12 protein-coding genes and 1 pseudogene are annotated in these 10968 nt (G+C 64.3%); 6 read left to right on the top strand and 7 right to left on the bottom strand.

What is annotated here, in order from left to right:
- The first annotated feature begins 244 nt into the window (after positions 1–244).
- The gene (locus HYH08_RS36280) at positions 245–661 is read left to right on the top strand and encodes a hypothetical protein (protein ID WP_220014609.1); all 417 of its coding nucleotides are present in this window, start codon (positions 245–247) and stop codon (positions 659–661) included.
- A gap of 877 nt (positions 662–1538) precedes the next feature.
- Here the strand turns inward: HYH08_RS36280 and HYH08_RS36275 are convergent.
- Positions 1539–1757, bottom strand: coding sequence for a DUF3126 family protein (locus HYH08_RS36275; RefSeq protein WP_007602550.1), 219 nt, complete (start codon positions 1755–1757; stop codon positions 1539–1541).
- 217 nt (positions 1758–1974) lie between these two features.
- A complete protein-coding gene (gene cysE, locus HYH08_RS36270) occupies positions 1975–2799 on the bottom strand; it encodes a serine O-acetyltransferase (RefSeq protein ID WP_220014608.1) in 825 nt (274 codons plus the stop codon).
- 289 nt (positions 2800–3088) lie between these two features.
- On the opposite strand from cysE, the gene HYH08_RS36265 reads away from it, so the two are divergent.
- Complete coding sequence (locus HYH08_RS36265; protein ID WP_220014607.1) at positions 3089–4447, top strand: hypothetical protein; 1359 nt, start codon at positions 3089–3091, stop codon at positions 4445–4447.
- A gap of 36 nt (positions 4448–4483) precedes the next feature.
- Positions 4484–5008 (top strand): hypothetical protein, encoded by a 525-nt coding sequence (locus HYH08_RS36260; protein ID WP_220014606.1) that lies wholly within the window; start codon positions 4484–4486, stop codon positions 5006–5008.
- A gap of 4 nt (positions 5009–5012) precedes the next feature.
- On the opposite strand, the pseudogene HYH08_RS36255 reads toward HYH08_RS36260, so the two are convergent.
- Positions 5013–5111, bottom strand: a pseudogene (locus HYH08_RS36255) (alpha/beta fold hydrolase); the annotation flags it as partial.
- A gap of 116 nt (positions 5112–5227) precedes the next feature.
- Positions 5228–5641, bottom strand: a complete 414-nt coding sequence (locus HYH08_RS36250) for a hypothetical protein (RefSeq protein WP_220014605.1) — start codon at positions 5639–5641, stop codon at positions 5228–5230.
- Between the two features lie 107 nt (positions 5642–5748).
- On the opposite strand from HYH08_RS36250, the gene HYH08_RS36245 reads away from it, so the two are divergent.
- Positions 5749–6684, top strand: a complete 936-nt coding sequence (locus HYH08_RS36245; protein ID WP_220014604.1) for a LysR family transcriptional regulator — start codon at positions 5749–5751, stop codon at positions 6682–6684.
- Positions 6685–6727: 43 nt separating this feature from the next.
- Here the strand turns inward: HYH08_RS36245 and HYH08_RS36240 are convergent, their stop codons facing one another.
- Together HYH08_RS36240 and HYH08_RS36235 are read right to left on the bottom strand one after the other, a co-directional pair.
- Positions 6728–7483, bottom strand: coding sequence for an alpha/beta fold hydrolase (locus HYH08_RS36240; protein ID WP_220014603.1), 756 nt, complete (start codon positions 7481–7483; stop codon positions 6728–6730).
- Positions 7484–7600: 117 nt separating this feature from the next.
- Positions 7601–8734 (bottom strand): hypothetical protein, encoded by a 1134-nt coding sequence (locus tag HYH08_RS36235; protein ID WP_220014602.1) that lies wholly within the window; start codon positions 8732–8734, stop codon positions 7601–7603.
- Between the two features lie 304 nt (positions 8735–9038).
- Here HYH08_RS36235 and HYH08_RS36230 point away from each other — a divergent pair, with 304 nt between their 5' ends.
- Positions 9039–9284 (top strand): zinc-finger domain-containing protein, encoded by a 246-nt coding sequence (locus HYH08_RS36230; protein WP_063703045.1) that lies wholly within the window; start codon positions 9039–9041, stop codon positions 9282–9284.
- 19 nt (positions 9285–9303) lie between these two features.
- Positions 9304–10506, top strand: a complete 1203-nt coding sequence (locus HYH08_RS36225) for an FAD-dependent monooxygenase (protein ID WP_220014601.1) — start codon at positions 9304–9306, stop codon at positions 10504–10506.
- A 17-nt stretch (positions 10507–10523) separates the two neighbouring features.
- Here the strand turns inward: HYH08_RS36225 and HYH08_RS36220 are convergent, their stop codons facing one another.
- A complete protein-coding gene (locus tag HYH08_RS36220; RefSeq protein ID WP_220014600.1) occupies positions 10524–10931 on the bottom strand; it encodes a twin-arginine translocation pathway signal in 408 nt (135 codons plus the stop codon).
- Positions 10932–10968 lie beyond the last annotated feature (37 nt).

Genomic DNA, 10968 nt, shown 5'->3' with positions numbered 1-10968 from the left:
AAATTTACTTGTTTGTCCGCTTCGGGACGCGGCCGGAGTCTGCTTCTGGCCCATCGCTGCCGCAGCCCAAGCCCAAGGATATGTCGGCAGACGGAGGTAGACCGGACCTAACTTAAACCGGGCCCGACCGTCGCGATTGACCCAGAGCAGTCATTCGCTCTCTGAGCCCCGATGCCTCTTAGCAATCTATTCATGTTACGAGAGCATCCGTTTGGTCCGTGGGCACCCAAAATGGAACGAAAGTATGTTGGGCATCGCTGATCTGAAAACAGTGCTTCTGCTTGCAGCAGCCGTCTCGATCGCAAACGCTTCGCATGCTCTTGCGGCGAGTGAAGCTGCCAAAAAGGCGGCCGAGGGTGCACGAAACACACTTGGGGCGAAGGCTGGAGCGGCTTTCTTGGATTGCTTGCTCATCCAAGTGGAAAAAGCGAAGCAGATCAATCTGTCGGAGACCGAATTTAGGAAGATACTCGCCAGTGCTTGCCCGGAGGAGGCGCAAAAAGCCCGCCAAGCGGTCATAGAAACTATGCGCGGCGCGAACCCGAACAAGCAGTGGAGCGCCGAGGATGAGAGGGCCGTAGAATATGGCGTTTCCCTCATGCGGGTGCGCGCTTATCAGATCTTGACCGGCGTGGCCAAAGTTCAGAAGGACGCGAAATGATTAGGGCTTTCGCACTCACGGCGATCCGTGCCGTAATCGGCCGACTTCCGCTCTTGCCTTGAGCTGTCTTTGGACGCCGTCCCGGTCAAAGTCCGCTTCTGGCCCATCTCGGAAGTCCGACAACGTCCGCCTTCGCGCCGCTGCTGGAGGACAAGCGGACATCAGGTACGCCTACTCTCAGCGGCAGATTTTATGAGTACGCACCCTAGGATTCAGACACGGTGGCAAACATCGTGGACGCTGCCACCTCAGCGGCCGCGGAGACGCTCAGGCCAGATCCGGCAGCGGTCGCAGCAACAACAAACGAGCAGGTCTACCTACCAGAAGCCACGGGCGCAGCGGCCCGTCCGATTCCACTTAGGCGAACCAAACGCGGTCCTGCCCCTCTAAGAGTCAACAAGAGAGTGTCGGCAAGGGCCAGGAAGGGAGCATCCCCCTCCCAAAATGCTGCCAAGCGACGTGCGAAGGCCCCGAAGAAGACCGCGAAAAAAGCCGCTCCAAAAAAGTCGGCTAAGCGTGCGCAGTCCGCAAAGAAGGCTGCAAGAAAGACGCCCGCGAAGACGGGCAAGAAATCGATGCGTTAGTTGCCGCCGCTTTGAAATTCAGCGCTCTTCTCTTTCGAAGTGCGTATTCTCGCGAAGAAAGTAGAAGGGCCGAGGTGGCAACTGCCTCCGGTCCATCAACTGTCATTGCGAGCAACGCGAAGAAACCCTCCGCGGAAAGATCTCTGGATTGCTTCGCTGCGCTCGCAATGACGGTGTGGAGAGAGCGCGCCTCGATTTTCCGGTGCGTGCCCCGGACGCTGCGCAGCAGCGTTGCCGGACGATGCTACGCATCGCCTAGGCTGCAGCGCGTCCGGGACACGGAAGGCGCCGAACTATTCCTGGTCGACGAGATCGTCTTCGAGGATCGCCATCTGGAACTGGAACGAGCGATCATCGTCCTCGTCGTCGACGAACAGAACGCCGATGAACTCCTCGCCGATATAGACCTCGGCGGAATCATCCTTCTTCGGCCGCGGCACGACGCGGATCTTGGGATTGCCGAATACGCGCTTCAGATACGCGTCCAGCTTTCTGACTTCTTTGACGTCCACGGCAAGTCTCCGATCGAAATTGGCTGGCGGGCTTTTAGGACGAGACGCGGCGAACCGCCAGCATGAATTGCCAAAGAATTTGGGGACGAACAGGGCCGGAGAATCCGGCCCTTAAAGCGCGATGAGATTGGGAAGAATCGTCATCGCGCTTTAGGTTGTTGTTTGCGCATGATCTTTCCGGAAAACCGCTTCGCACTTTTCCGGATCATGCGCGAGCTCAAAGCCCCATGGCGTTGATCATCTGATCCATGGTGCGCGACGGCTCGGCGCAGCCGGCCTCGCCGACGATCTTGGCGGGCACGCCGGCGACCGTGACGTTGTGTGGCACGGGCTTGACCACGACCGAGCCGGCTGCGATGCGCGCGCAATGGCCGATCTCGATATTGCCGAGGATCTTTGCACCGGCGCCGATCAGCACGCCGTGGCGAATCTTCGGATGACGGTCCTCGTTCTCCTTGCCGGTGCCCCCTAACGTGACGCCGTGCAGGATCGAGACGTCGTCCTCGATCACGGCCGTCTCGCCGCAGACGAAGCCGGTGGCATGGTCGAGGAAGATGCCGCGGCCGATGCGCGCGGCAGGATTGATGTCGGTCTGGAACACCGCCGACGCCCGGCTCTGCAGGTAATACGCAAAGTCCTTGCGGCCCTTGAGGTAGAGCCAGTGCGCGAGGCGATGGGTCTGGATGGCGTGAAAACCCTTGAAGTAGAGCAAGGGATCGATGAAGCGCGAGGTCGCGGGATCGCGGTCGTAGACGGCGACGAGATCGGCGCGGAAGGCGTTGCCGAGGTCGGGATCGTCGCGCAGCGCCTCGTCATAGGTCTGGCGCACCAGATCGCCCGACAGCGCGGAATGATCGAGCCGGTCGGCGACGCGATGCACCACCGAATCTTCCAGGCGGCTGTGATGCAGCACCGTCGAATAGATGAAGGTCGCAAGCTCGGGCTCGCGATGGACGATGTCCTCCGCTTCGCCGCGGATCCGATCCCAGATCGGGTCGAGCGTTGCGAGCTTTCCTCCCGGATTGACCTGATGCACTGCCATGGATTTTCTCTCTGGGATCTGCTCTTCGAATGGGCCGGTTTTGTTGGCTCTATAACACAGTCTAGGCGACAAAGTCCTGACGGGCTTGCCTGAGAGTGAACAGGGCCTTGCCCCGCGAAAGCAAGCCAACGCGTTGAAACACAACGGTTTCCCAGGACGCCCCCAGACGGCAAGGTTGGCTAAAAGTGGTCAGGGTTTTGGCAAATTCAAGCCGGACCGCGTCAAACTATTGGTGAATTCTCTGCCGACCCTTATTGCGGGCATGGTCGCGAGCGACGACGGAGCGGATTTGACCACCACCACGGACCATTTGCGCGTGCGCGCCGCGGAGAGCTTCTGGCTGTGGCTCGCCGCTCTCACCCTGCCCCTCCTGATGATCGCGCCGGCGCTCTGGAACGGCTATCCGCTGTTGCAATGGGATACCGGGGGCTATCTGGCGCGCTGGTACGAGGGCTATCTCGTCCCCAGCCGCTCCACCGTGTTCGGCCTCTATCTGCACTATGGCGAGGCTTTCGGCTTCTGGATCAACATCGCGGCGCAGTCGCTGGTGACGCTGTGGCTGCTGCAGCTGACCTTGCGCGTGCTCGGCCTGATGCAGACGTCCCGCTTCGTCGCCATCAGCCTGGTCCTGATCGTGTCGACCGCGCTGCCCTGGCTCGCGAGCATGCTGCTCACCGACATTTTTGCCGGGCTCTCGATCCTGTCGCTGTTCCTGCTGGTCGTCGGCGGGCAGCGAATTTCGACGCTTGAAAAGATCTCGCTGTTCGTCTTCACCGCCTTTGCCGCTGCGACCCACAGCGCCACGCTTGGCGTGCTGTTCGGGCTCTGCGTTGCCGGCTGGATGATGCGGCCGTTGCTCGGACCTCGCCTGCCCCTCGCCGGATTGACGCAGGCGAGCCTGACCATCGTCGCCGGTGGGCTGATGCTGGTGTCAGCGAACCACGCGCTGTCGGGCCAATGGGCCTGGACGCCAGGCGGCACTGGCGTCGCCTTCGGCCGCATGATGCAGGACGGCATCGTCGCGCGCTTCCTCAACGACCACTGCCCGCGCGAAAACCTCAAGCTCTGCCCCTATCGCGACGAATTGCCGGCGACCGCCGACGAATTTTTGTGGGGCCACAGCATGTTCAACACGCTCGGCCGGTTCGATGGCATGAACGACGAGATGGGCACCATCGTGGTGCAATCGCTCAAAGACTATCCGGCCTGGCAGGCTGGCGCGGCGCTGAGGGCCATGGGCCAGCAATTGCTGCGTGTGGCGACCGGCGAAGGCACCAATGGCTGGATTCCGCACACCCGCGGCATCATCGAGCGCTATATCCCGGCCCAAGCCGCGCCGATGCGGGCGGCGCGGCAGCAGAACTGGCAGCTCGACTTCACCGTCATCAACTGGCTGCACGTGCCGGTCGCGCTCGCCTCGCTGCTGGCGCTGGTCGCGGTGCTCGGCCATGCGCTGGCAAAGCGCCGACTGGACGATCTGACGCTGCTGGCGGCGACCGTGACGCTGGCGCTGCTCGGCAACGCCTTCATCTGCGCCGTCATCTCCGGCCCGCACGATCGCTATGGCGCGCGCATGGTGTGGGTCGCGACATTTGTGGTGCTGATGGCGCTGGCGCGGCGGTTTGGGGAGGACGGCAAAGCGCGATGAGACTGGGATGAAAAGTCAGCCTGACGGGGGTGATGAATGCGAAACGCGACAGTCGCTGCGCTCATATACGAGTTCCTGTTCGACGTTTACCAGAAGATGGACCATGATCGACGGCAAGGTTGGAGCCAATCTTCTCCCGACAAGAGCAACTCGCCGCGTGAGGTGTTTGACCATGACTTTATGGGAGGTCGGGAATGGACCAGTGGCGTGTTGGAGAGCGTCGGTGTCCTTGAAGCCCTCAGGCCGGATTCCGGCTATCGGGGCGCTTTTCATCCGTTGATTACGTTGGACGAATGTGCCGCTGCGGATTTCTCCAAGTTCGAGTCGTTCGACAACTATTGCGTTGCGATGTTTTCCTTCGAGTATCAATTCGTGGACGCAGTGAAGATCAATCCCAGCATGTTGTCGCCTCGCTTTGTGGACGCGATCGCGCTCCAGGATGACATCTTCTTCATCAAAGAAGACGGCAATGTCGTCTTCGACAAATCCCGTTTCGAAGAAAAAGTGATGGCGCGTTGGCGGAGCATGGATGTTCGCGTCATTCATCCCAAAGAAGGATGAAACGTCAGCCACGGCGCGACAGAAACTCCAGCACTCCCGTGTTGTAGACCTTGTCGCCAACGGCGCGCATGTGGTCGCGGTTCGAAATGTCGAGCACTTCAGCTCGGTAGCGAAACTCATCAATCCGTCCGCTGACAACGAAGCATGATGGGTTTCGCAAGGGCTCAACCCATCCTACGCGCTGCCGGTCCGCACGTGTGCTCGTGATCCTCGATGCGTTCACGTCGGCTTGGCGAGCGCGATCAGCCGGAAATCCTCCAGCGCCGCGTGCCGATGCGGCGCGACTTCGCGCCGGTAAGTTTCGGTCTCGACGATCGAGCGGAAGGTGGCGAAATCGCCGTATTCATTGATTGCCGCTTCGTCCCAGCGTTCGCCTGGCGAGCCGACGACGCTCGCAAGCACCGGCACGGAAAACATCCGCACGAGCGGCTTACCGGCCGCGAGACGCCGGAATGCCGGCCTATACCGCTCATTGAAGGCTTCGCGGCCCGAGCAGGGCGCGGCGTCGAATCCGTCCTCGTAATGCGCAGACGTGCGGTAGCGCAGCAGGTTGAGCATATAAATCGGCTGCCCGGGAGGGATCGCGCGCTCGGCGGCGTCGAGGGCTTGCAGGGTGATTTCGATGGGGTTCATGGGACTTCCAGCTTTTCCAGCGCCGCAGAATGCGCGCTGACGCTGCCTGTCTAGCCGTTCGGAAATTGCCCTTGTAGTGACTGCACAGCCATGATGATGTGGACTGCATGTCCACAACGGCTTTACCTCCCGACCTCTCGCGTCTCCTCGCCTTCGTCCGCGTCGTCGAGGCGGGCTCCTTTGCCGAAGCGGCGCGGCGGGCGGGGACGACCACATCGGCGATGTCCAAGGCGGTCGCCCGCTTCGAAAAGGCTCGCGGGTTGCGGCTTCTACATCGCTCCACCCATTCGCTGGCTCTGACCGAAGAGGGCGACAGGCTGATGGTGGCGGGACGCGCGTTGGTCGAAAGTCTCGCCCGAGTCGAATCCGCGCTCGGCGAAGTCGCGGGCGACGATGGCGGACGGGTGCGCGTGACCGCCCCCGCCTCGTTCGCGCACGCCTGCATCCTGCCGCGGCTGCCCGCTTTCCTGCGGGAACGGCCGGAAATCGAGATCGAGGTCAAATTCCGCAACGAGATTCTCGATCTCGCGGCGGAAGGCGTCGACATCGCGATCCGCTCAGGGCCCCTCGATCGCGTCCCCGGCCATCAGGCACGGCGGCTTTGCAAGTTCTCCTGGATCGCTTGCGCCTCGCCTGCCTATCTGAAAGCGCGCGGCGCGCCGGCGACTCCCTTTGAGCTTTCTGCGCACGACCACGTCGGCTTCCGGAATCCCGCGAACGGTCAGATCCTGACCTGGCGTTTCGCCGACCCGCGCGGCAAAGAGTCCATTCGCGTCACGCCGAAGCCCAAGCACATTTGCGACGACGCGCACGCCTCGCTCGCTTTGGTCGCGAATGGGTTTGGGATCGGCTGGGGGCCGGCATGGCTCATCCACGAAGACCTTCGCGCCGGCCGGCTGGTCGAAGTGCTTGCGCCCTGGCGCACCTCCGGTGAACCCCTGTGGATGCTGCGCACCTCCGACCGCCGCCCGCCCCTGCGCGTACAGCGCGTCATGTCGTTCCTCAGCACGCTTACCGCCGCGTTCAGCGACAAGGCGGTGTGACGCATCGGTGATGATCGCCTCGAGCGCCCGAGGCAACCTCGCCTCAGCCGCGGCGTGAGAGGAAGTCGAGCACGCCTGTTTTGTAGACCTTGTCCCCGACCGCTCGCATGTGGTCGCGGTTCGGAATGTCGAGCACTTCCGAGCCCGGAATGATCGCGCCGAGCGCGCTGGCGGAGCCCGCGACATCGTCGGTCGAGCCGACCGCGATCAGCACGGGCACGTCGATGCGCGCGGCCTCTTCCCGCGTCATGAGATCGCGCGTGCCGCGCAGGCACGCGGCGAGCGCGACGCGGTCCGAGCGGGTTTGATCCGCAAATGCACGAAAGGTGCGGCCGACGGGATCGGTGACGTCGTCGAGCGAGGGCGCCTCCAGCGCCTTGGCGACGTTCTCGCCGGGGCCGGTGCCCTCGATCAGGCCCCCGATGCCGATGCCGCCGAGGATGGCCGAGCGCAGCCGCTGCGGCTCGTTGAGGCCGAGCCAGGCCGTCATCCGGCCGCCCATCGAATAGCCCATGATGTCGGCCTGCGGGATGGCGAGATGGTCCATCAGCGCGAGCACGTCGCCGGCCATGGTGGGGATGGAGTATTGAGCAGGCTCGTAGAGTTTTGCGCTGTCGCCATGGCCGCGATTGTCGAGCGCAATGACGCGGCGGCCGTTCTTGCGCAGTTCCGAGACCCAGGTCGGATAGACCCAGTTCACGTTCTTGCTGGAGGCAAAGCCGTGCACCAGGATGATCGGGTCGCCCTCGCCTTCGTCGAGATAGGCAATTTCAACGGCGCCGTTGTGAAAGCTCGGCATCAGCGGTTCCGGAAGTCGTTGTGGGGGAAGGTTTGACCTTAGAGCACGATCAGCAAAATTGTGCAGCGCTTTTCCGGCAAGATCGTGCCCAAACAATAGCCCAAGGCGCGGCGCGCTTCAGGCGGCGGCCGGGTTCGCCAGGGCCGCCTCGGCTGCAATCCGGGCTCGGCGCAGCCGCCGCACCCGCCTGCGATCGCACCAAGCCTGGGTCAGCCGCTCGGTCGTCGCCTTGATCGAGGACAGCAGGCCGAACAGCGTGAGCGCCGCGCCGAACAGCCACATTGCGAGATCGAACGCGCCGCCGATCAGCAGCAGCGCGCCGCGGCCGAGCAGCTTCATGATCGCACGGGTCTTGCTGCCCTGCGCCTCCGCAAGCCGCGCGGCGCGCGCGACATCCTTCGGACCTTCGGCGATCCGCAGCGTATCCATGGCGCCGCGCGTGCCGGTCTTCTCCGCGACGCGGGTGACGTCCTTGCCGAGCCGGACCAGCGCGCCGGCCTTCTCGGCGCGGAACGCGGCCTTGATCGCACTGACGGTCTCGCCGGGGCGAAACACCGAGCCCTTGGCGACCGCGTTCTGCAGCATCGGTGCATCGACCACCTCGCGCGCGGACCGGCCGGCCCATTTCGCGAGGCCCTCGCCGAGCCGCCCGACTTTCCTGGCATCCTTCACCAGCGTCAGCCCGGCGCGCACCGGCGCAGCACCGCCGACGGAGACGTAGGTTGCCGCCGTCACCGCAAGACCGGCGGTCGCAAGGCCGAGCACCAGATGGTCGGTGTCCTCGCCCATCGCGAGATGCTTGCCCTCGCGCACGACGTCCCTGACATCGCCGATCACGAAGAGATCGCCGGCGACCGTTCCCGAGAGGCTCGCGACATCATCGGCGGTGCCGGTGACGAGGCCGGTGGCGAAGCGCTTGGCGAAGTGTGACGTGGAGTTTTCGTCCTTCACCGCATCGCTGACGCGATTGAGCAGATCGTCGGGCAGCGCGATGTTGCGGTCGCGCGCCAGCGCAACGAAACTGTCGGCGAGGTCGGCGTCGCCGGACGCAAGCGCGGCCTCGATATTGTCCTGGACCACGCGGTCGTTCTGCCGCAACAGCCCATCGAGCTTGAGTTCGGACAGCGCGGCCGGATCGTCCTGGGCCGCAAAGATCGCACCGGCTTCACGGGCCTGCGGTACAATCTGCGCGAGCACAAAGCTGCATGCAGCAATGCCCGTCAACGCCGTGGTGATTCGCAGCCACTTCATGCTCAAAGTCCGGACGATCCTGAGATCATTTGCCTGATGATTCGTCTTTCGTCGCAAATGCGCGCGTCCAAAGACATAGTATGCCAAAATTGCGACACAACGTCCCCGACGAAAGAAGGGCTTCTCTCAGGCCGCAAGATTGTGTCGAATTTGCATGAGCAAATGAGCATGGGGCAATGCGGACCTTTCGGTTCCGCTGGACTAGCAATCATCCGTACCCCCCAGTATGGTCCGACGCGTCTCAAAAGATACCGCGTCAGCGTTGATTGTGTCTGCCGCCATTGCCACTCCAGGATGAACTACGATGTCCGACCATGTCGTCCCGCACTTCCATAACGATGCCGGTGTTCCCGTCATCGAGATCGGCTCGCAAGAGTTCATGTGCGTGGGCGCCAACCCTCCGTTCGATCATCCGCACGTCTTCCTCGACCTCGGCAACGACAACGAGATCATCTGCCCCTACTGCTCGACGCTGTACCGCCTGGCGGCGGACCTGAAGGCCGGCGAAGCCCGCCCGCCGGAATGCGTCCTGAAGGACAAGGTGGCCTGACCGCGTCCATCGGTCAGGGGTGGCGCTCTCCCGAACGATTGTCATTGCCGGCGCCGGCATCGGTGGACTGACCGCCGCGCTGGCGCTCGCCGCCCGCGGCTTCCGCATCGTCGTGCTGGAAAAGGCCGAGCGGCTCGAGGAGGTCGGCGCCGGCCTGCAGCTCTCCCCCAATGCCAGCCGCGTGCTGGTCGATCTCGGCCTTGCCGACCGCCTCAGGCTGCGCGCCGTCGTCCCCGAGGCGGTCTCGATCATGAGTGCGCGCGCCGGCGGCGAGCTCGTGCGCATGCCGCTCGGCGACGCCGCCGCGACGCGGGCCGGCGCCCCCTATTGGGTGGTGCACCGGGCCGACCTGCAAACCGCGCTGGCCGGCGCGGTCGCCGACCATCCCGATATCGACCTGAAGCTGGGGGCGACCTTCGAAGACGTCGCACCGCATGCCAAGGGACTGACCGTGGTCCATCGCAGCGGCACGATCCGCCGCAGCGATCTCGCCAGCGCCCTGATCGGCGCCGACGGCGTCTGGTCGACGGTGCGCCAGCATCTGTTTCCGGAGGTGCAGCCGCGCTTCTCCGGATTGATCGCCTGGCGCGGCACGCTGGATGCCACGCAGCTACCGAAGGATTTGACCGCGGGGCGGGTGCAGCTGTGGATGGGCGCGAACGCCCATCTGGTCGCCTATCCCATTGCCGGCGGCCGCCAGATCAATTTGGTCGCGGTGCTGCCGGGGAGCTGGAACAGGCCGGGCTGGAGCACATCAGGCGATGCCCGCGAGGTGATGGAGGCCTTCGCCGCGCCGCGCTGGCCGCCGGCGGCGCGGATGATGCTGGCCCCCGTCGACAACTGGCGGAAATGGGCGCTGTTCGGCGTGCCTGACGGCTGCCCCTGGAGCAACGGCCCGGTGGCGCTGCTCGGCGATGCCGTGCACGCGATGCTGCCCTTCGCCGCGCAGGGCGCCGGCATGGCGATCGAGGATGCCGCCGTGCTCGCGCAGCTCTTGAGCCCCGAGACCGCCGAGAGCACCGCCGGCATCAGCGCAGCGCTGAAGCAATATGGCCGTGCGCGCCAGGCGCGGGTGCGGCGGGTGCAGCGGACGGCGCGGCAGCAGGGCCGCATCTATCATCTCACTGGCCCGCTCGCGATCGCGCGCGACCTTGCGATCCGCGCGCTCGGCCCGGACCGCATGCTGGCGCGGCAGGACTGGATCTACGCCTGGCGGCCCTGACGCGGACCCATCGGCATTCAGCGCTTCGGCGCCGGCTTGATGTCCGGTCGCTGCGGCCCGGAGGTCACCGGCGCGGCATTCGGCGGCGTCTCCCGGCACCTGTTACGGCGCCATGCGTCGTCAGCGAGCTGCGCCCGCCCGCGCACCGCGACATAGTCGTTGCGATAGGCGAGCTCGGACACCACGGCGCCGCCGGTCCCGGTCTCCGCCTTCTCCATCAGCTTCTGCAACTCGGCGGTGCGGGCGGCGAGCTGCTTGCGCTCGGTCTCGAGCTGCTTGCAATCGTACAATTCAAAGGCCGCGGGATCGGCAAAGGCGGGGGCGATCGTCTCGCTCACGCCGGCGCAGCCGGACAGCGCGGCGCCCGCGAGCAGCACGAGGAGCGCGCCGCAGCAGCGCAGGCGGTGGATAAGCGAAGCAGCCATGCCGGATGAATAGTCCCCGTGGATTGAGAATGCCTAA

Source organism: Bradyrhizobium sp. BR 10289 (genome assembly GCF_019455385.1).
In the GTDB taxonomy this organism is placed as follows: domain Bacteria; phylum Pseudomonadota; class Alphaproteobacteria; order Rhizobiales; family Xanthobacteraceae; genus Bradyrhizobium.
This window is presented reverse-complemented; position numbering and strand designations above follow the sequence as displayed.